Below are 24,336 nucleotides of genomic sequence, written 5' to 3'. Positions count from 1 at the left end.
CCCTATATTAATTTCTCTGCTACGTATGAAGCAAATACATCTAATGCTACTTCTTCTTGTTCCCCTGTTGCCATATCTTTTAAGTTAATGATGCCTTTATCTAGCTCATCTTCCCCTAATACAGCTACAAATTTCGCCTTTAGACGATCTGCTGATTTAAATTGTGCTTTCATTTTACGGTCTAAATAATCTTTTTCAACTGATAATCCAGCTTTACGAAGATCAAACGCAACTTTCGCAGCATGGTCTTTCGCTTTTTCACCAAGCGCTACAACGTAGCAATCAATACTATGTTCAATTGGTAATTCGATGTTTTCAGCTTTTAGCGCCATAATTAAACGTTCGATACTCATCGCAAAACCGATACCTGGCATTTCTGGTCCACCGATTTCTTGTACAAGCCCGTTATAACGTCCACCACCGCTTAATGTAGTGATAGCACCGAAACCTTCTGCCTCACTCATAATTTCAAAAACAGTGTGTTGGTAGTAGTCTAAACCACGTACTAAGTTCGGATCTTTTTCAAATGGAACATCCATCATCGTTAATAGTTCTTGAACTTTGTCGTAGTATACTGCTGAATCTTCGTTTAAGTATTCTGTAATAGATGGTGCTGTTCCCATTAATTCATGGTTACGGTCCTTCTTACAATCTAAAATACGAAGAGGATTCTTTTCTAAACGAGATTGGCAGTCAGAACAGAACTCACCGATACGTGGCTCGAAGTGTGCGATTAACGCATCACGGTGCGCTTGACGGCTCGCCGCATCACCTAAGCTGTTTAATACAACTTTAATATTTTTTAAGCCCATGCCGCGGTAAAACTCTACAGCAAGTGCAATTACTTCTGCATCAATCGCAGGATCGTTACTACCGATTGCTTCAATACCGAATTGTACGAATTGACGATAGCGACCTGCTTGTGGTCTTTCGTAACGGAACATTTGACCAATATAGTATAATTTCGTTGGTTGTGTTGCATCACCGAACATTTTGTTTTCAACGTAAGAACGTACAACAGGTGCAGTACCTTCTGGACGTAATGTTAAACTGCGCTCTCCACGATCTTGGAATGAGTACATTTCTTTTTGTACGATATCTGTCGTATCACCAACACCACGTAAAAATAGCTCAGTGTGTTCAAAAATTGGTGTACGAATTTCTTTATAGTTGTAACGACGGCAAATTTCGCGTGCTTGCCCTTCGATATACTGCCATAACTCAACGCTACCTGGAAGAATATCTTGCGTTCCGCGTGGAATTTGAATAGACATATTCAGTTCCTCCTCAAATTGTTTTAATCTTAATAAAAATAAAAAAACTCCCGCCTCTACTGTTTGAACAGTAGGGACGAGAGTATTATACCCGTGGTGCCACCCTAATTGAAGCACGTATGCTTCCACTTTTTTAATAACGCTTAAATGTGCGTTCATCCCTACTAAGCATATATGCCGTTCAAGTTGAAACCTCTAGAGTGTCATTCAATAAGTCATCATGCAGAAATGTTTTCAGCCTAAGACATTTCTTCTCTTTCCATGTGTGTCTCATTTACTCTTCTCTATCAACGGTTATATTCATATGTAAATATAAAATTACTATACGTTTGTTGAGTAGGATTGTCAAGTACTCTAAGAGCGTTCAATCTGCTTCTTTAGACGCTTTACATCTTGAAGAGAAATCCCAAACTCAGAAGCAAGTTCCATTGAAGTATTGTTTTGCTCTTTTGAAATAAAATCATGAAAATTTACGTTAAACAGTTGATTTGCACCATTTGTAACAGAATGCCCTTTTTCGTTCATACGCATACGTATATCCCTCACATTCAATATAGATGTTTTACTTTTTATTGTTCCATATTGATGAAAGAGTTATACATAACTGAAATAGCTATTAATTCCAAATAAAGTAAAACTTTAATGAATAAGGGTTTTGTCCATCGCCACTCATTATTAGCCCTCACTAATCAGGCTTCGACGGGCAGTGGATCTCCCACAAATAGCGAGATAAATGAACAAAACATACAACAATGTATAAAAAAGAAGGGATTATATAATCCCCTCTTTTTTAAGCAACACTATTTACTATCCACAATTAAGGTCACCGGACCATCATTGATTAAAGAAACATCCATCATTGCTCCGAACTTCCCTGTTTCTACATGCAATCCTTGCTTACGAACTTCCTCATTAAAGAAATCATATAAACGCTCTGCATAATCAGGTTTGGCAGCATCCATAAAGTTGGGACGTCTTCCCTTGCGACAATCTCCGTATAATGTGAATTGCGAAATTGATAGAACTTGTCCTTCTACATCAAGTACAGAATGGTTCATCTTTCCACTCTCATCTTCAAAAATACGTAAGTTCGCAATTTTTTCTGCAATGTAAGTTGCATCTTTTTCTGTATCTTCATGCGTAATGCCAACTAGTAATGTTAAACCGAACGGAATTTGTCCTACGATCTCACCGTCTACTGTGACAGACGCTTCTTTTGATCGTTGTAAAACAACTCTCATCTTTTCTACACTCCCTATTAATGCATCATGCGTCGTACTGCATAAATTTCTGGAACACGTTTAATGCGTTCTACTACTTTTTTCAAGTGCTGTAAGTTACGAATAGAGATTGACATATTAATTGTCGCCATCTTATTACGGTCACTTCTACCAGAAACTGCCGAAATATACGTTTTCGTCTCTGTAACAGCTTGTAATACTTCATTTAATAAGCCACGGCGATCGTAACCTGAAATTTCAATATCAACGTTATACTCAATTTCTTTTTCAGGACTACCTTCCCACTCTACTTCCAATAAACGTTCTATAGCTTCTTCTGTATGAACATTTACACAATCACGGCGGTGAATCGATACACCTCGGCCTTTCGTAATATACCCAACGATATCATCACCTGGTACTGGGTTACAGCATTTTGATAAACGAATTAATAAATTATCCGCACCACTTACTTTAACGCCAGAATCCCATTTTCGAATTTTCATCGGTTTACGAACTTCTTTAACTTCAACGATTTCTTCTTCTTCACGTTGCTTACGGAATTTGTCCGTTAGTCGCGTAACAATTTGCGACGCTGTAATCCCGCTATATCCAACTGCTGCAAACATATCTTCTTCATTTGCAAAATTGAACTTCTCGGCAACACGTTTTAAATTGTCAGGAGCTAACACTTCTTTCATCTCATACTCTAGGCTACGCACTTCTTTTTCAACAAGTTCACGGCCTTTTTCAATATTTTCATCTCTACGTTGCTTCTTAAAGAATTGACGTATTTTGTTTTTCGCATGAGATGTTTGAGCAAGTTTCACCCAGTCTTGACTTGGCCCATACGAATGTTTCGATGTTAAAATTTCAATGATGTCACCAGTTTTTAATTTATAATCAAGCGTCACCATTTTGCCGTTTACTTTTGCACCAATTGTTTTATTTCCAATCTCCGAATGGACACGATACGAAAAGTCAATCGGAACAGATCCAAGTGGCAATTCCATTACGTCGCCTTTCGGTGTAAAGACGAATACCATGTCAGAGAATAAATCAATTTTTAATGACTCCATAAACTCTTCTGCATTAGAAGCTTCATTTTGCCATTCTAATATTTGACGGAACCATGTAAGTTTCTTCTCTAATGTACCTGTTGTTTCTGCTGTTTTTCCTTCTTTATACGCCCAGTGCGCCGCGATCCCGAATTCTGCAATCTCATGCATTTCTTTCGTACGAATTTGCACTTCAAGCGGATCACCTTTCGGCCCAATTACAGTCGTATGAAGAGATTGATATAGATTTGCTTTCGGCATCGCAATATAATCTTTAAAACGACCTGGCATCGGCTTCCAGCACGTATGAATAATTCCAAGTACCGCATAACAATCTTTAATACTATTTACAACGACACGTACAGCTAATAAATCGTAAATTTCATTGAACTGTTTATTTTGCAGTGCCATTTTACGATAAATACTGTAAATATGCTTTGGTCTTCCAGAAATCTCAGGTTGAATTGCAACTTCTTTTAACTTCTCACGAATACCAGTCATTACTTCGTCTAAATATTCTTCACGCTCTGCACGTTTACGCTTCATTAAATTTACAATACGATAGTATTGCTGTGGATTTAAATAGCGAAGTGACGTATCCTCTAGCTCCCATTTAATAGTACTAATTCCGAGTCTATGTGCTAAAGGTGCAAAGATTTCTAACGTTTCATTTGCAATGCGACGCTGCTTCTCTTGAGGCAAATGTTTCAATGTACGCATGTTATGAAGACGATCAGCTAGTTTAATTAAAATAACTCGAATATCTTGAGCCATTGCAATAAACATTTTGCGATGGTTTTCTGCTTGTTGTTGCTCATGAGATTTATATTTAATCTTTCCGAGCTTTGTTACACCATCGACAAGCATAGCAATTTCTTTATTAAATTCCCGTTCAATATCTTCTAATGTAATTTCTGTATCTTCCACTACATCATGTAAGAAACCTGCTGATACTGTAGCTGGATCCATGTGTAAATCAACTAAAATACCTGCAACTTGAATTGGATGAATAATGTACGGTTCACCCGATTTTCTGTATTGTTCGCTATGCGCATCACGTGCATATTCATAGGCACGTGCCACTAGCTCAATATCTTCATCTGCTAAATATTGACTTGCTTTCTCGAGTACCTGTTCAGCTGTTAGTACCTGCTCATTTGCCATCGAATCACCTTTTATTGAAAATTGACTTTATCTTAATTAAGTAGAATAAATTATATTCTATCATTATAACCTAATGATTGTGAATTGTGAAAAGGAAAAGATTTTACTGACATTTTACCTTATTTTTTTGTGCAATTATACAAAAGTACCCGCTCCTCTCCAAGAGATTCACGGGTACTTTTTATCACCGTAGTTTTACCTATATAGTGATTAGTATTTTTCTAATACTAATACATCGTAACCATCTAACATTTTACGACCATCTAAGTAAGTAAGCTCTACCAAGAATGCAATTCCTGCTACAACTCCGCCAAGTTCTTCAACTAGCTTAATTGTCGCTTCAATTGTTCCACCTGTAGCTAATAGATCATCTGTAATTAATACGCGTTGACCTGGCTTAATTGCATCTTTATGGATTGTTAAAACATCTTTACCATATTCTTTACCGTAATCAACTGTAATTACTTCACGTGGTAATTTCCCTAATTTACGAACTGGTGCAAAACCTACTTCTAACGCATAAGAAACTGGGCAACCGATAATAAAGCCACGTGCTTCTGGCCCTACTACAACGTCAATGTCTCTTTTCTTTGCATACTCAACGATTGCATCTGTTGCTGCTTTGTATGCTTTACCATCGTTCATTAACGGTGTAATGTCTTTAAATACAATACCTTCTTTTGGATAATCCGGTACAATTGCGATATGTTGCTTGAAATCCATATTTCTGAATCCTCCTCAGATCTAAAAGGTTTGTAAATACAAATCCTTTACCCTAACTGTTCTACTTCTTTATGATTACGAATCGTTTCAAACCATGTATATAGTTGCTGATATGTGCTATAAACCAATTCTTTTTCTAATTGTAAGTGGTTCATTTTCTCACGATATGTGTTCGATTCAATTAAATCACGCTTTTGTTTTTTGTCTGCCATAAAAATGACGCCATCTTTTATTGTAACAAATTCTAACTCAAAAAACACCTGTGTCATGAAATTTACTGTATCTTTTGACCAACCTTTATGTCGACATAGTTGTTCTCCATATTGTCTTAAAGAAAATGGTGCTTTTTGGCTCAAGAAAGAATAGTACCATTTAAAATGTTCCCTCGTTGGAACAGTACTAAATAAATGATTATTCTCTTGATAAAATAGCGTATAAATTCGCGACGGGAACCCCACTTTAAATAAATCTCGTAATTCATCTGTTCCTTTTGGCAAATCAAGTAACACGATGTATTGATCGTCTAAATGAGTTACTTCTGATGCATGCATCATATGCTCTTTAAAGTCTTCTAAAGAAAATTTATTCAATACCTCTTCAGAAAAATACACCATCGTTATTTTTTCTTTCGGAAGTTCTGATACATTCGCTTCTACGTTACGCATACTACGCCAATCAAATAATTGCCACGCCTCTACAGCAATATCTTGTACCATTAATTGCGGCTTCTTAAAATTATTCCATTCATTGATAGATGCTTCTCCTATTACAGATACCTTTGCAACTGGAGAAATTTCTTTCGCATACGCACCAAATCCAAATCCGATTGTATCCAGTGTCGCTTGTCCATCGCGAAGAGCCATTTTCAAATGAGAGCCATCTGATCCGATTGCACGAATACTTTCTAACTCTGCATCCTTCACTGCAATACGCGGTTTTGGATTTCCAACACCAAATGGCGCTAACTTTTGCATGTCTTCAATTGCTGCCAGTGTTACATCCTCCACTTTACAAAAGACATCAACAGCTGTAATTGGAATAAAATCTTCTTCTGTTAAAATTACCTCTGCTTGTTCATTTAAGCGGCGGCGCAATTCATCTACATCATTCATATGTAGCGTCATTCCCGCTGCCATCGGATGCCCTCCGAAGTGTGGCAATAACTCTCTACAATCTGACAAGTTTGCAAACAAATCAAATCCTGCAATACTACGTGCTGAACCTTTTGCTGTTTCTTTTACAGGATCAATGCATAATACAATCGTTGGACGATAAAAACGTTCCACTAATTTAGATGCGACAATTCCAATTACACCTGGATTCCAGCCTTCTTTTGCCAGTACTAGTACTTTATTGTCTTCTGGGGGGAAATTATTTTCCACTTCAGCGATAGCTTCTTCTGTAATTTGCTTTACAATATCTTTTCGCAGTTTATTCAGCTCATCAATTTCTTCAGCTAGCTCTTTCGCTTCTTCTGGATCATCTGATAATAAAAGATGTACAGCCGGCGTAGCATCTTCTAAACGGCCAACTGCATTAATACGCGGTGCGAGTGAGAATCCAATGCTCTCTTCTGTAATTTCACTTTGCGAAACGTTAGCAACTTTAAATAGCGCCTTTAGTCCGATATTTTTCGTCATGCGCATATGTTTTAAACCGCGCTTCACTAGCAATCTATTCTCACCATGAAGTGACACTAAATCGGCTACTGTACCAATTACTGCAATTTCTAATAAATGTTCTGGTACACGACCTAGTAGTGCATGTGCAACTTTAAATGCAACACCTACACCAGCTAAATAGTGAAACGGATATACACCGCCATCTAATTTCGGATGAATAATCGCAAGTGCTTCTGGCAATTCTGGTGGTGGCTCATGGTGATCTGTAATAATAAGATCTATTCCAAGCTCCTTCGCTACCTTCGCTTCATGTACTGCTGCGATACCAGTATCGACAGTAATAATTAGTGAGAATCCTGCGCTATGCGCCCAACGAAATGCTTCTTCGTTTGGTCCATAACCTTCTGTGAAACGGTTTGGGATATAAAATTCTACATTTGCACCTAATTCTTGCAAAGCAAGATATAACACAGTCGTACTACTTACTCCGTCCGCATCGTAGTCACCAAATATTAATATTTGCTCTCCATTTTGAATCGCCTTATTGACACGTTCTACCGTTCTATCCATTCCTTCTAATAAAAATGGATCATGAAATTCTTGATTTTCTGTATTTAAAAAATCTAAAATCTTATCTTCTGTATCTAGTCCTCTACCGAGGAATAACGAAACGACAAGTGATGATAATTTTAATTTACTTGCTAATTCACTCACTCGCTCGTCATTATATTCTTTTTCTTTCCAACGCGTCTTCGGTTGTAACACGAAATCACCCCTTAACCTGTTCATTATACAAGACAGATTAAGGGGTGACAATATAATGCAAACTACGCTGCAATATCTATATACTAAAATGTTAATAATGTTTAATTTGGAGAATACGGATTTATATGTACAAACACATTTTGTACGTTATCTTGTTCCATAAGCGTTTCTTTCACATGCTTTCCAATGCGGTGCCCTTCTTCTACAGTAATGTATGGATCTACAGAAACTTTAATATCGACAATAACGTAATGACCATGCTCCCTTGCATATAAAGAACCGATTTTTTTCACACCGTCTATTTGAAGTACTGCTTCTCTAAGCGGAACAACATCTTCCTCATGAAGAACATGATCAAGCGTTGCATGAATTGCTTCTGCCCCAATACTCCATGCCATTTTTGCAACAAGAAGTGAAACAAATAATCCTGCAATTGGATCGGCATATACAAGCCAATCTAACCCGAACTTACCACCAATAATCGCTGCACAAATACCGATTAAAGCTGCAATTGAAGAAAATACATCCGAACGATGTTCATATGCATTTGCAATAATTGCATCACTATTTACCCTCTTCCCTAATCGGAATTTATATTGAAACATTCCTTCTTTCACGATAATTGAAAGAACAACAGCAAAAATCGTAATTCCCTTCGGTGGTTCTAGTTCCTGCGAAAAAGCTTTTATAGACGAAATCGCTATCTCGATTCCCACAATAAATAATAATACTGCAACAATAATTGCTGAAATCGATTCCGCTTTACCATGACCGTACGGATGATCTTCATCGGGCGGTTGCTTCGCTGCTCGCAATCCAAACAATACAGCTAGCGAACCAATTACATCTGATGCAGAATGCACGGCATCCGCTAATAGCGCTTTACTGTTCCCAATATAACCAATTACCGCCTTTACAATCGCTAATATAATATTACCAACGATCCCGACAATAGCACCAAACTCGGCCTGTTTAAAACGTTCATCTTTTTCCATAATTAAAATCCCTTCTTTTCTTAACCTATCTTTTTATTGTAACAAAAACAGTGATAACAACACCAATTTTTTCCATATCCCTTCTATTAAAAAGTTGCTATCTTATTGTATCCACAAACGAAAAAAGAGATGCCTCATAAAGAGACATCATCTTTTTTATACTTGCGGTTCAGATTCTACTTTCTCAACCTTTTTCTTGTTTTTACCCTTTTTCAAACGACGGTTTTCAAGCATTAACCAAATTTGAGAAGCAACGAAAACAGAAGAGTACGTACCTACAACTAATCCAACAAGTAACGCAAACGAGAAGTTACGTAGTGACTCACTACCGAAGATAAGTAACGCAATTACTGGGAATAACACTGTTAATACGGTGTTAATTGAACGACCAAGCGTTTGGCGAATACTTGCATTTACGATTTCTTCTAAGTCTTTTATATCGCGAACTCGTTTTTTCTGTTTGTATAATTCACGGTTTCTATCAAATGTAACAATCGAGTCATTAATAGAATAACCGATGATTGTTAATACCGCAGCGATAAACGTTAAGTCTACCTCTAATTGGAAAATACTAAATATAACAATCATAACGAACGCATCATGTAATAATGCAAGCACTGCAGATAATGCGTACGTAAATCGGAATCGAATACTTACGTATAAAATGATAACCGCAGAAGCAATTAATACTGCGATAAATGCATTTCGTGCAATCTCTTTACCGATTGTCGGTGAAACTGTACTTACGTTTGGATCTGTACCGTATTTATCATGGAAGAATGTTTTTGTTTTCGCAATTTCATCTTTTGATAGAACACCTAAAGTACGAACGGCGAAACCTTTATTGTCATCTCCAGTAGGTACAATATTTTCTTCCTTCACATCAATGTTCAATTCTTTAAAATCTTTATGAACATCTGATACAGTAACTGATTGTTTTGATTGCAAGTCGATACGTGTACCACTCGCAAAATCAATACCAAGATTCAATTTGAAAATTGGTAAAATAATTGCACCTGCAATTACAACTACAATCGAGAAAACAAGGAATTTATGACCGATATTTACGAAGTTAATACGATCAAATCTTGTCGGTGGATGTACTACACCTTTTGTTAATGGAATAATATCCTTTTGTTTCACACCAAAGTATGCTGGTTTTTTATCGAAGTAACGGCTCTTTACAAGTAATCCTAGTAAGAAACGAGTACCGAATACGTTCGTAACGAAACCAACTAAAATACTTACGATTAAACTTGTTGCGAATCCTTTTACAGAGCTATTACCATAAACAAATAACACACCAGCTGCTGCAAGTGTCGTAATGTTCGCATCTAGAATTGTTGCTAATGAACGATGGTTACCCGCACGAAATGCTGACATCATTGACTTACCAATTTTCAGCTCTTCTTTCAGTCTCTCGTACGTAATAATATTCGCATCAACTGCGATACCTACCCCGAGCACTAACGCCGCAATACCTGGCAACGTAAGAACTGCATGCATCCAGTTAAAGACAAGTAATGTAACGAAAATGTATAAACCTAACATAATAACCGCTACAATTCCTGGTAAACGGTAGAATACAAGCATAAATAAGAAAATAAGAGCGATACCAATCGCACTAGCGAAAATTGTTTGCTCTAACGCTTGTTGACCAAACTTCGCTCCAACAGATGTTGAATACATTTCTTTTAAATCAACAGGAAGTGCACCTGCATTTAATAAAGATGAAAGTTGTTTCGCACTTTCAACTGTGAAGTTTCCACCTACGATAGATACTTCAGCTTGGTTAAATACTTGGTCTACTGTTGCTGCTGATAAGAACTTTGGATTCGGTTTTGCAGATTCTGCTTTGTACGAATCTTTTCCTTCTTCAAAATCAAGCCAAATTACCATTAAATTCGTTGGTGGTGGCATTTTTGAAATTTTTTCAGTTACTTCACGGAATTTTTCAGCGCTCTTTAGTGTAAGACCTACGCTCGCACGGCCTTGGTCATCAAATGTTTGCTTCGCTCCGCCGCCTTTTAAATCCGTTCCGTCCATAAGAAGGTTGTCATCTACATCACGGAATGTTAATTTCGCTTGTGTTGATAACATTTCACGTGCTTTTTGCTGATCTTGTACACCAGCAAGCTGTACGCGAATTCGATCTTGCCCTTCGATTTGAATGTTCGGCTCACTTACACCGAGAACATTGACACGATTTTCAAGAGCGCCTACTGTACTTACAAGTACGTCTCGATCGATTTTATCACCTTTTTTGGCTGGTTTTACTTCATATAGAATTTCAAAACCACCGCGAAGGTCTAGTCCTAGACTAATTCCTTTTGCTATGTCTTTTCCTGCCGCACCAATTACTCCACCGATTAATAAAACGATGAGGAAAAAGGCGGCAATTCTCGTACCACGCTTTGCCATATGTACCCTCTTTCTGCTACTAACACTTTAAATAAATCTCTTACGATTTACTTTTACACGTGTGCATACGCCTAGTTAGTAGACTTCCTTTCTATAATTTTGCTAGTTCATCACTAGCTGTGTCGGTAAGTTTTTCACAATACCTACACTTTCATTATTTATTTTTTCTCTTCACTACCCCCTTTATATATAATCTTAGACATAATTATTTCCTCATTATCAATACCTATCATTATACTGCAAAAGGAAGAACAAACCAATTGCAGTCGGTTATTTATTTTCATATTCATCAAATGACCAAAGTGGCGCTTGATATGCTTCAACAGTTAAATAATTCATATATTCATTAGTACTTACTCTTAATACATCATTTACTAATTCATATAATCTAACATCACCGTTTATTTTTTTCCACTTCTTCACTTTAAGAAACTTCCAAATATCATCATCTGTTACTCGGTCATAACCGAACATGTGAAACTCTTCTACTTTGCTTTCTAAAACGACTTGTAACTGTCCGCGGTATGATTCTACCAAAGCCTCTTTTTCTAACATACATAAACATCTCCTTCTTATTTCAGCACGAAAAGTCGCTTTTAATCCCGCTCTAATGGACAGCAATAACTACTTTCAAGAGCACTCTCATACTTCACTCTCTTAAATGCTTGTCATTCTTGTCTCATACGTGCATATAAATTATTGTAAATCATTCCACTGATTTTGAGAAGGTAGGAGAAGACCATGACGAGACAAAGCTTTTTAAAAGGCGCATTTATTTTAATGATAGCCGGATTTATTACCAAAATCCTTGGATTTATTAACCGGATTGTAATGGCACGTATTTTAGGGGAAGAAGGTGTTGGCCTTTATATGATGGCCGTTCCTACATTCATTCTAGCAATTACATTAACACAAATCGGCCTTCCTGTCGCAATCGCAAAATTTGTAGCAGAAGCGGAAGCTGTGAACGATAAACAAAGAGTTAAAAAAATATTAACAGTATCATTAGCTGTTACATCCGTTATTAGTATCATTTTAACAATTGGAATTATGCTCCTCACACCTATTTTAGCAAAAACATTATTAACTGATGAACGAACGTACTATCCATTAATGGCCATTTTACCTGTCGTTCCTGTTATTGCTGTTTCTTCTGTTTTACGCGGTTATTTCCAAGGGAAACAAAATATGAAACCTAGCGCTTATGCTCAAGTTATAGAACAAGTTGTCCGCATTACAATTATCGCTATATGCATTCAGTTATTTTTACCTTACGGTGTAGAATATGCTGCAGCTGGCGCTATGTTATCAGCCGTTCTCGGTGAAGTTGCATCGTTATTATTTTTACTCACTTTATTCCAGCGCGAAAAACATTTATCTATACGCTCTGGATTTTTCACTACTGTAAAGGAGAGCAAGGGTACATTTTATTCTCTTATGGATATTGCTCTTCCAACTACAGGAAGTCGTTTAATCGGTTCCGTTTCATATTTTTTTGAACCTATCGTTGTTATGCAAAGCTTAGCGATTGCCGGAGTTGCTGCCTCTGTCGCAACCCAGCAATACGGTATATTAAACGGTTATGCATTCCCACTTCTATCACTGCCAGCCTTTATTACATACGCTCTTTCTACAGCACTCGTTCCATCTATTAGTGAAGCGATGGCTAAAAGACAGCATAAATTAGTGGAACACCGCCTCCAACAAGCTCTTCGGATCTCATTAATTACTGGTGGGTGGTCAGTCGTTATATTATACGTATTCGCTTCTCCTATTTTAACTCTTATGTATGGATCGGATAGTGCAACAGCATTTATCCAGCTTCTTGCACCTTGCTTTTTATTTCATTACTTTCAAAGTCCACTTACCTCTGTTTTACAAGCTTTAAACTTAGCAAGAGCTGCAATGATGAATACATTTATTGGCGCCATCGTGAAATTAATCGTTATTTTTGTACTAGCTTCAAGGCCAGATTTTCAAATGATGGGGGTTGCCCTTGCAATTGCAGCAAATATAGTGACGGTAACATTCCTTCATTACGCTACTGTTTTAAAGAAAATTACATTTACCATTTACGCAAAAGACTACATTTTCGGCGGACTTGCTATCGGTATTGCAGGCGCTTTCGGTTTTTACCTTCATAAATATATAGTTTTCTCTCATTCACTCGGCGTACAAACATTATGGGAAATCACTTTAACAACAATCGTTTATATTATCCTCCTCTTCACTTTCAAACTCATTCGAAAAGAAGAGTTAAGTCGACTTCCAATCATTCGAAAACTTTCATTTTTGAAGTAAACGAGCTTACTATTTCATATAGTAAGCCTCTAGTTTTCTTTCAAATCAACAAAAAATTGTCCGTTTTGAAAGCTGCAGTATAAAATTTGTGTGATATCGTTATAACCTAAGTTTTTTAATTTTCCAATGAGCCATTCGTCTGTATGTTCAATCATTTGTAAATGATTCAATTGAATTTCTCCATCAATAATAAGAGGAAGAGTAAACTGCAATGTATCCTGTTTACCTTTTTGTTTTTGAAAGACAGATAACTTCCCAGATGGTTCTAAAATAGCGTATTCTACATCTCGGATATCTCCAACTCCTTGCTCCCTTAATTGCATCAATAAATCATCTATATTATAACGCTGCTTTCTCATCTTCTTTTCATCAATTTTCCCCGCATTTACAAGAATAGCCGGCTCACCTTCTATTAAATGCCGAAATCGTTGAAACTTTAATGAAATGACTGACAAAATAATCTGTATACACATAAGAAAAGTCATCGGAACTAATTGGTGCCAAAGTGATTTATCGGTATTTTCAATTGCGACTACAGCCATTTCCCCAAGCATAATGAATACGACTAAATCTAATACACTTAACTCTCCAATTTCACGTTTACCCATAAGACGAAAAATAATTAATATGATGATATACAAAAGCATCGTCCGGCCAATGATTGATACCCATTCCATTTCTACATCTCCTTTTTTACGTATAGACTCCCCTATAAAAAATAAACTAGTCTAACTTGGGCAAAAAGAAAATATGCTTGTATTAAAAAGGGGGAATGTATAAATGGATGGAACGAAAAAATTATCAACCGCAATCGGCTTTGGTATCATTACCTTATTAATTTTCGCATCAATTATTAGCATGGTTATGGCTCTTTTATTAAAGTTTACAGATATGACTGAAGAGACATTAGCCGTTACTATTTTTATACTAGCTCTTTTATCTATGCTTATATCCGGATTTACTGCCGGCAAAAAAGCACAAGGGAAAGGTTGGCTAGTAGGTTTCACAACAGGTCTTACATTCGCTATACTTGTTTTTCTAGTTAACTATTTAGGCTTCTCTCAAACTTTATCGAACTCCCAGTTACTTTATCAACTAGCATTAATGGGCGCGAGTACACTCGGTGGTATTTTCGGGGTAAATATGTCAAAACAAAACAACTAAAAAAGGCCCTGCACATTTCATGCAGGGCCTTTCTCATTAGTTTTTCACAACTTCACGAATCGCATTACGATCGAAAGTTAAGTGTGAACCACCAGATTTAATAACGATTTTCGTCTCATCTACTGATTCGATTGTACCGTGTAAACCACCGATTGTTACGATAGCATCACCTTTTGCTAACTCATTTTGCATTTGAGCAACTGCTTTTTGACGCTTTTGTTGCGGGCGAATTAATAAGAAATAGAAAATCGCAAACATCGCAACGATCATAACGATATTCATCATACCTGGATTCATCTTTTGTTCCTCCTTTTAAATTATGTATTAGAAGTTTTTAGCATTCGGTTTATTAAAGCCATACTGTTCAAAGAATTCTTCGCGGAAATCGCCAAGACGGTCTTCACGAATAGCTTGTCTCACCTGCTCCATTAAGTTTAACAGAAAATGAAGGTTGTGATAAGACGTTAAACGAATTCCAAACGTTTCATCACATTTCATTAAGTGACGAATGTACGCACGAGAGTAATTTTTACATGTATAGCAATCACAATTTGGATCAAGCGGACCGAAGTCTCTTGCAAATTTCGCATTTTTTACAACTAGACGGCCTTCACTTGTCATACATGTACCATTTCGAGCGATACGAGTTGGAAGTACGCAGTCAAACATATCAATACCACGAATTGCACCATCGATTAACGAGTCAGGAGAACCTACTCCCATTAAGTAACGTGGCTTATTATCTGGAAGAAGTGGTGTTGTAAACTCAAGTACACGGTTCATAATATCTTTCGGTTCACCTACAGATAAACCACCTACAGCGTAACCAGGGAAGTCCATTGAAACAAGGTCTTTTGCACTTTGACGACGAAGCTCTTCGAACTCTCCGCCTTGTACAATACCGAATAAACCTTGATCTTGTGGACGTTCATGCGCTTTTAAACAACGTTCTGCCCAGCGGCTTGTACGTTCTACAGATTTCTTCATATATTCAAAAGTAGCCGGGAAAGGTGGACACTCATCAAATGCCATCATAATATCCGATCCTAATGCATTTTGAATTTCCATCGCTTTTTCTGGTGATAAGAATAATTTATCTCCATTTAAGTGGTTACGGAAGTGAACGCCTTCCTCTTCAATACGACGGAAGTCACTTAAACTGAATACTTGGAAACCACCAGAGTCCGTTAAGATCGCACGATCCCAGTTCATAAATTTATGTAAACCACCTGCTTCACGAATAATTTCGTGACCTGGGCGTAGCCATAAATGATACGTATTACTTAAAATAATGCCAGAATCCATTGCTTTTAATTCTTCTGGTGACATTGTCTTAACTGTTGCAAGTGTACCAACTGGCATAAATGTTGGTGTATCAAATGAACCGTGCGGCGTATGTACACGTCCTAAACGGGCACCTGTTTGTTTACAAGTTTTAATAAATTCATAACGAATTGCTGTCATAATTTACTCCTTTTATTTGTTTCCCATTTTAGCGTGAGATGCAACGAACATTGCATCACCGAAGCTAAAGAAACGATATTTTTCTTTTACTGCTTCATTATAAGCATGAAGTACATTATCTCTATTTGCAAATGCACTTACAAGCATAATTAATGTTGATTTCGGTAAATGGAAGTTTGTAATTAAACCATCAATTGCTTTAAATTCATAACCTGGGTACATAAAAATGTCTGTCCATCCAGAAGCAGCACAAAGCTTACCGTTATGATCTGTCGCAATTGTTTCTAACGTACGAGTTGAAGTCGTACCTACCGTAATAATACGTCCACCATTCTCTTTCACGCGATTTAATAACGCAGCTGTCTCTTCAGACATATGGTAATATTCTGCGTGCATATGGTGTTCTTCAATCGTATCTGCAGAAACTGGTCTAAATGTTCCAAGTCCTACGTGAAGTGTAATGAAAGCTAACCCGACGCCTTTTTGTTTTAACTTCTCCAGTAACTCTTCTGTAAAGTGAAGTCCCGCAGTCGGCGCTGCTGCTGAACCGATTTCTTTCGCATATACTGTTTGATAGCGATCGCGATCTTCTAGCGTCTCTTTAATATATGGAGGAAGTGGCATTTCCCCAAGTTCATCTAAAATTTCATAGAAGATGCCGTCATATGAAAATTCAAGATGACGTCCACCTTGATCTGCAGTTCCTATGCAAGTTGCTTTTAATTTCCCTTCGCCAAAAGAGATAACAGTTCCTTCTTTTACACGTTTCGCTGGCTTAACAAGCGTTTCCCACTTATCGCCTTCTTCTTGTTTTAGAAGAAGTACTTCAATGTGCGCGCCTGTATCTTCTTTCACACCGTGCAAACGAGCAGGCATAACTTTCGTTTCATTTAAAACTAAGCAATCCCCCTCATGTAAGTAAGAAAGAATGTCTGTAAAATGTTTATGCTCAATATCGCCTGTTTCACGATCTAACACCATTAATCTTGATGTTTCACGATCTTCTAATGGGATTTGTGCAATAAGTTCTTCTGGTAAATGAAAATCAAACAGATTAATATCCATAACTATATCCACCTATTTCTTATTTAAATCGATTTATTATATACATAATAAAAGATAATACAATACTTAACACAATACATGTAATGATAGGAAAATAAAAGGTAACGTTACCTTTTTTCACAAAAATATCGCCTGGAAGCCTTCCTATGAACTTCCAAGCTAATCCAACAACAATGAGCAAAATACCAGCTGTAATAAGCAGCTTTGGCATCTCCGTCATACTTTTGGCATCTCCATTCCGAAATGCTCATATGCAAGCGGCGTTACGATTCGGCCTCTTGGCGTTCGTTGTAAAAAGCCAATTTGTAATAAATATGGCTCATATACATCTTCAATCGTATGAGATTCTTCTCCAATCGTTGCCGAAACCGTTTCTAACCCGACTGGGCCACCACGGAATTTCTCAATAATACCAAGCAGTAATTTATGATCGATATGATCTAGACCTAATTTATCTACTTGCAGTAGTTCTAACGCCATTTGTGTAATTTCCATCGTAACCGTTCCGTTACCACGAACTTGTGCGAAATCTCGTACACGTCGTAATAAACGATTCGCAATACGAGGTGTACCACGAGCACGTCTTGCAATTTCTAGTGCGGCTAACGAATCAATTTCAACTTCGAATACTTCTGCTGTACGTTCAACAATCTCAGAAAGCTGATTTACTGTGTAATACTCTAATCTTGAAAGTACACCGAAACGGTCACGAAGCGGCGCTGATAATGCCCCCGCACGGGTCGTTGCTCCAACTAATGTAAATGGCGGTAAATCTAAACGTACAGACCGTGCTGATGGCCCTTTTCCAATTACGATATCAAGGCAAAAATCTTCCATCGCAGGATATAACACTTCTTCAATTGACCTATGCAAACGATGAATTTCATCAATAAATAATACATCACCCGGCTGAAGTGCTGTTAATACAGCTGCTAAATCTCCCGGCCTTTCAATTGCTGGACCTGAAGTTGTTCTAACATTTACGCACATTTCATTGGCAATAATATTGGCAAGCGTCGTTTTACCAAGTCCTGGTGGTCCATATAGAAGCACATGATCTAACGTTTCTTCACGCATTTTCGCTGCTTCAATAAACACTTCTAAATTATGTTTCGCTTTATCTTGGCCAATATACTGACGGAGCGTCTGTGGCCGTAATGAATATTCTAAATCCGAATCTTCATATGCAGATTCCCCTGAAAGGAGACGTTCGTCCATTATACTCACCTCTTACCATTTAGTAAAAGACTAAGTGCCTTTTTAATATACTGATCCGTCGTTAATGATTCTTTTAATAACTCTGGTACAACGCGAGAAACTTCTCGTTCTGCGTATCCAAGTGCGCGCAGAGCTTCCAGCGCCTCATCAAGCTCAACTGATGAACCTTTCTTCTCATCAAAACGTTCTGTGTCTGAGAATAAATCAACAAATGCATCTGGCACGACATCAGCTAGTTTTCCTTTTAAATCTAAAATCATTTGGCGTGCTGTTTTCTTTCCGACGCCCGGGAACTTCACTAAAAACTTCTCGTCTTCGTGTTCAATCGCTTGAACGACCTGTCCTGTTTGACCAGACGCTAAAATTGCAAGAGCGCCTTTTGGTCCAATACCAGACACACCTAACAACTTTGTAAATAATAAACGCTCTTCACGTGTTTTAAACCCGTAAAGTGCCATAATATCTTCTCTCACATAATGATATGTATAGACACGGATTTCTTGCTTATTTCTTTGAAATACATACGGATTTGGTGTGAAAATTTGATAACCAATTCCATTATGGTCAATTACGACATATTCCGGTCCTACATACTCCACGTAACCTGTAACATATTCAAACAAAATACAATCTCTCCCTCTTAAATCATGTATTCCATTTTAACATATTTAATGATAGAAAAGCGAGACTACCCCAACAAATGTTCCCTATTTGAAACTTCTGTTATTTTCCATTGACAGAAAGTATGAAGCACCTTAATATACAGAAGTCGATAATGATTATCAATATTAATTAAAGGGGTTACATCAGGATGAAACAAAAGCTATTTATTTTATTTACTATTATGCTAGTTGTTCTTTCTATCGTTGGCTGTTCTTCTCAAAAAGAAGAATCGAAAGCGAAAGAACAACTGAAAACAAAAGTTGTAAAACACGCTAAAGGGGGAGCTACAATTCCAGTAAATCCAAAGAGAATTGTTGACCTGTCTGGATCAACAGAAGAATTATTACTTCTTGGACACAAACCTGTTGGTACAGCAAACACATATAAAGATAAAATCCAAAATCATTTAACAGAAAAATTAGACGGAGTAAAAGCAGTAGGGTGGTACTGGGCACCTAAAGTTGATCTAGAAGCTGTTACTGCATTAAAACCAGACTTAATTATTTTAAATAATCGTCAATTGAAGATCTATGATCAATTAGAAAAGGTTGCACCAACAGTTGTTTTAGAAACAAACTTAGAAGACTGGCGCGGTAAGTTTAAAGAAGTAGGTAAACTATTTGACGAAGAAAAGAAAGCAGACAAATGGATTGCAGACTACGATAAAAAAGCAGACTCTTTATCTAAAAAAATTAAAGAAAAAACAAAAGATGAGAACTTTATGTTCGTCGCAGTTACACCACAAAACTTCCGTGTATACGGTAGCTTCGGATACGGTGACATCATCTTTAATGACTTAAAACTTCCAGCAACAAAAGGTACAGATTTAAAACAAACGATGGCACAAGTATCGTTAGAAGGTCTTGTTGCATTCCAACCTGATCAAATGTTTATTGTAAACTTTGGCGGCGAAGCTGATAAAGTTTACGAAGACTACAAAAACAGTGCCGTTTGGAAAGACAATAAAGCAGTTAAAAACAATCACGTATATGAAGTATCAAATGAACTCTTCAATACGAAAGCTTTCAATCCAATCGGAAAAGATATGCTAATTGATGAAATCGCAAAACAAATTTTAGATAAAAACAAGTAAAAAAAGCAGCTCACCATGAGCTGCTTTTTTTCTTATTTTGCACTGCGTATTGCTTCATTTTTTCAATCGTCTTCACAAAACCTTCTTTTGATTTAATACGAATACCACGCTTCAACTTCGCACGCTCATAGCTCTCAAGCTTTTTCATATCAATTTGAAAGAAGGAATGAATCGCATTATCACTTTTCGGTACACCTTTGAAAATTTGTAATATCCCTTCCTCTGACACACCAAAATAACCGCTCGTCTTTAATAACGGAGAAATATCATCAACTTTCTTTTGTAATACAATTTGTACATCATCACGATCAACGAGCTGCCATTCTTTATACTGCTGTAAAAACTTTTCTAAGTCCGCTACTTTTTCTGTAAAGATTTCCTCACTTACTTCTCCATCAACATACATTCGCTCTAATAAAATTGTAACTTCAGGCTCTTTTTCTGTTACTTCTGGTACTGGCCCTTCCGCCTTCACATTCGTTTCATAAACGAAACAAAACATCATAACGAAAGCTTGCATCGTAATCAGTATCCATTTCATTTCCGTTCACCTCTTTTAGGCAAGATCAAACTTTCATTAGTAGTTTTTCCGGAAATGGAGGTTTTATCCCTAATTCATAGATTACTCTCATTAAGACTTATAGAGTCCAATGATTTCTACCTATTTCGAAACGTATTGATTACGTGAAAACTTTTTTATACCTTTATTTGATTGTACCGTTGCTATATAAACTCCAATTAATACGATTATCATCCCAACTATTTGTTGCCACGTAACAACTGCTCCATATACTATAACTGCTATGCCAGTAGCTACGATGGGGGTTAAATTCAAATACATACTCGCTTTACTTGCACCTAACTCTTCTACTCCTTTATTAAACACGATATACCCAATTAACGTCCCACATATGACCATATACAACATTTCTAGCCATCCTTGTAAAGAAAGCGTTAAAACCTTTCCCCACCCATCTTCATATAGAGAAAATCCTGCTAAAAAAACGGTTCCTAATACGGTCATACTCATTGTAGTTAACAAAGGTGATACACCACTCATAACTTTTTTCCCTGTTAAGCTATATAACACCCCACAGATTAAAGCAGCTATAAATAAAAGATCTCCCTTATTAAATGACAAAGACATAAGTATATTCATTGAACCACTCGTAATAACAACTATTACACCTATAAGGGACAACATTAAACTTATTCCCACTTTTATACTCCAAGACTCTTTAAAAAATAATATTGCTCCCAATGTTACAAAAACGGGCATTGTAGCAATAATAAGCGAGCCATTCAGGCTGGAAGTATAGTTAAGTCCCATAAAGAAAAAAACATTATAACCAAAAATACCTGTTAGCGATACAAATAACAGCCCTTTCCAATTCTTTAATAACAAACTTGTATTCCACTCAGATTTCATAAAAATTATGCCTATTAAAATAAAACTAGCTAAACCAAAACGAATTGTTGCTGCAGTAATCGGTGGAATTTCAGTAATAACATGCTCTGCTGTTGCAAAAGATCCACCCCAAAACAAAGGAACAAGTAACATAATTACATACATACGGTTTATTCTTTTCATTTTTATTACCCCTTTTAAGCAAATAGGTTTAAAGGTTTAAACTCGTTTACTTGTTATTTAAAAAAAATTAATAATTTGACTCTATTGCTTGAAGTAAATCCTTCACCTGTTTTAAAAATTCTCCTGCTATTATAGAATAAAAAATTTCTTTTCCATTTCGATCCGCTACAATTAATTCTGCTTGTTTTAAAATTTTCAAATGGTGTGAAACAGCCGGTCTAGAAATCCCCATTTTATCTGTTATTTGTGTTACATTCATCTGCTTGTTTTCTAATAGAAACATAATAATTTGCTGACGATTCTCATCTCCTAACGCCTGAAATATAGGTGTTACGACCTTAAATTTCTCTAATACAACTTCTGTATTTCTACATTCAAAATTCTCCATATCCTATTCATCCCAACCTTTTATATCTAAAAAACATGTAATATATTACCATTAAATAGTAACTCTTTCATATACACTTGTAAATAACTTTATTTTCCGACTTTCATTTCAATAAAAAAGGGAAGATTGGATTCCTCCATTCTTCCCTTTACATTCATATAAAATGAAAGACGCCTGCAAAGCAGGCGTCTTGATGCGTTTACGGCGAGAGACCAGGCGACCACATTCGCGTGTTTAGCACTTAAGCATATCTCTCGTCTTACGTAAATTAGCTCATCGCTTTGCTAATATAACATTAATAAAGTATAAGTGCAACATGTTTATAAAAATATTTTATTTCCTCTTTTACTCAAACGAAATTCGTGTAAATTATAAATTGATAAATGCAATATATATGTTACAATTAATATAATAGCGAAATCATAATAAACAGGAGATGGATATTGTGAAAAAAATAAAGGATGAACGTCTCATTCTGAAAACATTAAAAAACATACGTATTGCCTTTCTTTTTCAATCGCTTGGTATAATTGGCATTTTAGGATATATCGGATTCACTGAAGGAATGGATCAAGCTACGAAATCTCCATTATGGTTATTATTTATCCTTACAAGTATCGTACTTAGTTATTTACAGTTAAGCGTTTCTATCGATGTAGAAGAAGGCGAAAAGGATATAAAGTTAACTCCTTATTACAAAATTATTTTACGCTCTCTTATTGCAGGAACTATTATAGCCATTATTTATATCATTTTCAGTCCAAAAAGACCTCTCTTTGAGGCTATTCTAACAGGTAGTATTTTCTTTATATGCTTTTTAATTTCTTATTCCATTAGTTATTTCATTAAAAAACGTCGTTTACACGACAACGATGAATAAAGAGGAAGGGCTACCCCTTCCTCTTTTGTTTTGCTATCGCATAGTACCAGTTAAACCGTAACGAATGTCTCGGAACATATTCCCTATATCACGATTAAAATCGTTTGTAACTGTACCATTACGTAGGCGTGTACTCATTGCATCGACACGAGTAAACATATCATTTCTTACAGAAACATATACGTTTCTGTTTCCAACTTCATTTGAAACCGCTTGACGAATTTCGTTCGCCATCGCCGTTTCATTTGTCACTGTATTACGTGGTTTTACTGCAATCGCTACATCGTTTCCATATACAACTGTAGACACGCGGTCTACGTTATTCATACGTTTCACACGATTCGTTATTCTTTCAGCTGTTTTACCATCATTGTTAATGTATGAATTGTTCATTGTAATATTACGAGTTGGATGCGGATTAGCAATTTGTCCGTTGTAATTTACATCGCGGTAATAATTGTTATATCCTGTATCGTTACGACCATTTCTATATGTTACATAATCTGTATAGCGATCATTACGCGCTACATTATCACGATACTGGTGTGTATCATTATAAGATGTATGCTTATAGTTGTAGTTACGTCCATCCATTGCATTGTTATCTTTTGGTGTACCACATGCAGCTAATGCACTGGTAACTAACAAAGAAGCAGCAATCACTTTTACTTTCGTATTCAATACAAAAACCCCCTCTGTTAGAATGAACTTCTCTTCTGAAAAGCTCCCTCTTATGATGAGTAACAGAGAAGGTTTTTACACTGTTAATATTTCACTGGGGATTTTCTAACATTTGATGTAAATCTTCCATTTTCAGAACGACTCTACATACAAAAAAGGCGGGAATAATCCCGCCTTTTTTAAACTTCCTCTTCGTCCTCTTCTTCTGAAACCGGCTCCCCAAATACATTTGGTGGATCTGGTTGATAATACATCGTTCCTGGCTGTGGCGCATATGCCGATTGAGTTGGTTGATAATATAAAGGATTCGCGTATTGTGGTCCTCCAGGTTGCGGACTATATAGCCTACTCTCTCCTCCGCATCCACAATCTTCCTCTCCTTGCACGAGCGGTGGCATATTATTATCCATTGGCATCATATTTAGATTTGGCATAGACGTATATTGCGGTCCAAACGGTGCCCCTTGCTGATATGGCATTTGATATGGATTTTGTTGTTGATAATACGGATTTGGCGGCATCATAGGCTGTTGGTATGGTATTTGATATGGCATCATATTCGGTGGTTGATTATTATCCATTATCG

Annotated in this window: 24 protein-coding genes, 1 pseudogene and 1 other annotated feature; of the genes and pseudogenes, 4 read left to right on the top strand and 21 right to left on the bottom strand. The window is 36.6% G+C overall.

Annotation, left to right across the window (positions count from 1 at the left end):
- Positions 1-2: 2 nt before the first annotated feature.
- The 9 genes from hisS to DT250_RS09670 all read right to left on the bottom strand — a co-directional run bounded on the left by hisS (position 3) and on the right by DT250_RS09670 (position 11,797).
- Positions 3-1,274: a histidine--tRNA ligase gene (gene hisS, locus DT250_RS09705; protein ID WP_000027073.1), complete on the bottom strand. Its 1,272-nt coding sequence runs from the start codon at positions 1,272-1,274 to the stop codon at positions 3-5.
- A gap of 69 nt (positions 1,275-1,343) precedes the next feature.
- Positions 1,344-1,574 (bottom strand) — a binding site (T-box leader).
- A gap of 54 nt (positions 1,575-1,628) precedes the next feature.
- On the bottom strand, positions 1,629-1,805 hold the full coding sequence (locus tag DT250_RS31640; RefSeq protein WP_001242605.1) for a hypothetical protein: 177 nt from the start codon (positions 1,803-1,805) through the stop codon (positions 1,629-1,631).
- 269 nt (positions 1,806-2,074) lie between these two features.
- Positions 2,075-2,515 carry a D-tyrosyl-tRNA(Tyr) deacylase gene (locus DT250_RS09700; RefSeq protein ID WP_001266955.1) on the bottom strand — a complete coding sequence of 147 codons (441 nt, stop codon included), beginning with the start codon at positions 2,513-2,515 and terminating at the stop codon, positions 2,075-2,077.
- A 17-nt stretch (positions 2,516-2,532) separates the two neighbouring features.
- The gene (relA, locus tag DT250_RS09695) at positions 2,533-4,716 is read right to left on the bottom strand and encodes a GTP diphosphokinase (RefSeq protein WP_001262796.1); all 2,184 of its coding nucleotides are present in this window, start codon (positions 4,714-4,716) and stop codon (positions 2,533-2,535) included.
- Positions 4,717-4,926: 210 nt separating this feature from the next.
- The gene (locus DT250_RS09690; protein WP_000346221.1) at positions 4,927-5,439 is read right to left on the bottom strand and encodes an adenine phosphoribosyltransferase; all 513 of its coding nucleotides are present in this window, start codon (positions 5,437-5,439) and stop codon (positions 4,927-4,929) included.
- Positions 5,440-5,486: 47 nt separating this feature from the next.
- Entirely contained in the window at positions 5,487-7,826 is a 2,340-nt protein-coding gene (gene recJ, locus DT250_RS09685; RefSeq protein WP_149213007.1) for a single-stranded-DNA-specific exonuclease RecJ, read from the bottom strand.
- A 101-nt stretch (positions 7,827-7,927) separates the two neighbouring features.
- Positions 7,928-8,821, bottom strand: a complete 894-nt coding sequence (locus DT250_RS09680; protein ID WP_000409733.1) for a cation diffusion facilitator family transporter — start codon at positions 8,819-8,821, stop codon at positions 7,928-7,930.
- A gap of 156 nt (positions 8,822-8,977) precedes the next feature.
- Positions 8,978-11,242, bottom strand: coding sequence for a protein translocase subunit SecDF (gene secDF / locus DT250_RS09675; RefSeq protein ID WP_088064462.1), 2,265 nt, complete (start codon positions 11,240-11,242; stop codon positions 8,978-8,980).
- 270 nt (positions 11,243-11,512) lie between these two features.
- Positions 11,513-11,797, bottom strand: coding sequence for a post-transcriptional regulator (locus DT250_RS09670; RefSeq protein ID WP_000890214.1), 285 nt, complete (start codon positions 11,795-11,797; stop codon positions 11,513-11,515).
- A gap of 186 nt (positions 11,798-11,983) precedes the next feature.
- On the opposite strand from DT250_RS09670, the gene spoVB reads away from it, so the two are divergent.
- Positions 11,984-13,543 carry a stage V sporulation protein B gene (gene spoVB / locus DT250_RS09665; protein ID WP_149213006.1) on the top strand — a complete coding sequence of 520 codons (1,560 nt, stop codon included), beginning with the start codon at positions 11,984-11,986 and terminating at the stop codon, positions 13,541-13,543.
- A 29-nt stretch (positions 13,544-13,572) separates the two neighbouring features.
- Here the strand turns inward: spoVB and DT250_RS09660 are convergent, their stop codons facing one another.
- On the bottom strand, positions 13,573-14,220 hold the full coding sequence (locus DT250_RS09660; RefSeq protein ID WP_000455380.1) for a DUF421 domain-containing protein: 648 nt from the start codon (positions 14,218-14,220) through the stop codon (positions 13,573-13,575).
- Between the two features lie 103 nt (positions 14,221-14,323).
- On the opposite strand from DT250_RS09660, the gene DT250_RS09655 reads away from it, so the two are divergent.
- Positions 14,324-14,707, top strand: a complete 384-nt coding sequence (locus DT250_RS09655; RefSeq protein WP_000349129.1) for a TIGR04086 family membrane protein — start codon at positions 14,324-14,326, stop codon at positions 14,705-14,707.
- 36 nt (positions 14,708-14,743) lie between these two features.
- On the opposite strand, the gene yajC is transcribed toward DT250_RS09655, so the two are convergent.
- From yajC to ruvA, 6 genes are read right to left on the bottom strand one after another with little or no spacing between them, the layout of a single operon-like run.
- On the bottom strand, positions 14,744-15,004 hold the full coding sequence (yajC, locus tag DT250_RS09650) for a preprotein translocase subunit YajC (RefSeq protein WP_001068064.1): 261 nt from the start codon (positions 15,002-15,004) through the stop codon (positions 14,744-14,746).
- Positions 15,005-15,031: 27 nt separating this feature from the next.
- Positions 15,032-16,171 carry a tRNA guanosine(34) transglycosylase Tgt gene (gene tgt, locus DT250_RS09645; RefSeq protein WP_000125362.1) on the bottom strand — a complete coding sequence of 380 codons (1,140 nt, stop codon included), beginning with the start codon at positions 16,169-16,171 and terminating at the stop codon, positions 15,032-15,034.
- A 12-nt stretch (positions 16,172-16,183) separates the two neighbouring features.
- Positions 16,184-17,236, bottom strand: coding sequence for a tRNA preQ1(34) S-adenosylmethionine ribosyltransferase-isomerase QueA (queA, locus tag DT250_RS09640; protein ID WP_048541404.1), 1,053 nt, complete (start codon positions 17,234-17,236; stop codon positions 16,184-16,186).
- A gap of 19 nt (positions 17,237-17,255) precedes the next feature.
- The gene (locus DT250_RS09635; RefSeq protein ID WP_000138162.1) at positions 17,256-17,456 is read right to left on the bottom strand and encodes a DUF2905 domain-containing protein; all 201 of its coding nucleotides are present in this window, start codon (positions 17,454-17,456) and stop codon (positions 17,256-17,258) included.
- Positions 17,453-18,454: a Holliday junction branch migration DNA helicase RuvB gene (ruvB, locus tag DT250_RS09630; RefSeq protein WP_149213005.1), complete on the bottom strand. Its 1,002-nt coding sequence runs from the start codon at positions 18,452-18,454 to the stop codon at positions 17,453-17,455. The genes DT250_RS09635 and ruvB overlap by 4 nt, the downstream gene beginning before the upstream one ends.
- A 5-nt stretch (positions 18,455-18,459) precedes the next feature.
- Positions 18,460-19,077, bottom strand: a complete 618-nt coding sequence (ruvA, locus tag DT250_RS09625; protein ID WP_088064464.1) for a Holliday junction DNA helicase RuvA — start codon at positions 19,075-19,077, stop codon at positions 18,460-18,462.
- A 188-nt stretch (positions 19,078-19,265) separates the two neighbouring features.
- Between ruvA and DT250_RS09620 the strand changes: the two genes are divergently transcribed.
- The gene (locus DT250_RS09620) at positions 19,266-20,210 is read left to right on the top strand and encodes an iron-hydroxamate ABC transporter substrate-binding protein (protein WP_149213004.1); all 945 of its coding nucleotides are present in this window, start codon (positions 19,266-19,268) and stop codon (positions 20,208-20,210) included.
- A gap of 10 nt (positions 20,211-20,220) precedes the next feature.
- On the opposite strand, the gene DT250_RS09615 is transcribed toward DT250_RS09620, so the two are convergent.
- From DT250_RS09615 to DT250_RS09605, 3 genes are all read right to left on the bottom strand, one after another.
- A complete protein-coding gene (locus DT250_RS09615; RefSeq protein ID WP_087985316.1) occupies positions 20,221-20,751 on the bottom strand; it encodes a BofC C-terminal domain-containing protein in 531 nt (176 codons plus the stop codon).
- A 120-nt stretch (positions 20,752-20,871) separates the two neighbouring features.
- Positions 20,872-21,801 carry a DMT family transporter gene (locus DT250_RS09610; protein WP_149213003.1) on the bottom strand — a complete coding sequence of 310 codons (930 nt, stop codon included), beginning with the start codon at positions 21,799-21,801 and terminating at the stop codon, positions 20,872-20,874.
- Positions 21,802-21,868: 67 nt separating this feature from the next.
- Positions 21,869-22,189, bottom strand: a complete 321-nt coding sequence (locus DT250_RS09605; RefSeq protein WP_149213002.1) for an ArsR/SmtB family transcription factor — start codon at positions 22,187-22,189, stop codon at positions 21,869-21,871.
- A 436-nt stretch (positions 22,190-22,625) separates the two neighbouring features.
- Here DT250_RS09605 and DT250_RS09600 point away from each other — a divergent pair, with 436 nt between their 5' ends.
- The gene (locus DT250_RS09600; protein WP_149213001.1) at positions 22,626-23,069 is read left to right on the top strand and encodes a branched-chain amino acid ABC transporter substrate-binding protein; all 444 of its coding nucleotides are present in this window, start codon (positions 22,626-22,628) and stop codon (positions 23,067-23,069) included.
- Between the two features lie 33 nt (positions 23,070-23,102).
- On the opposite strand, the gene DT250_RS09595 is transcribed toward DT250_RS09600, so the two are convergent.
- A complete protein-coding gene (locus tag DT250_RS09595; protein ID WP_001093539.1) occupies positions 23,103-23,750 on the bottom strand; it encodes a YhcN/YlaJ family sporulation lipoprotein in 648 nt (215 codons plus the stop codon).
- A gap of 179 nt (positions 23,751-23,929) precedes the next feature.
- Positions 23,930-24,336: pseudogene (locus DT250_RS09590) on the bottom strand (peptigoglycan-binding protein LysM); the annotation flags it as partial.

It is taken from the genome of Bacillus sp. AR2-1 (genome assembly GCF_008368755.1).
Classification (GTDB): Bacteria; Bacillota; Bacilli; order Bacillales; family Bacillaceae_G; genus Bacillus_A; species Bacillus_A wiedmannii.
Note: the sequence above shows the minus strand (reverse complement) of the source record. Positions and strands in the feature narration are given on the sequence as shown.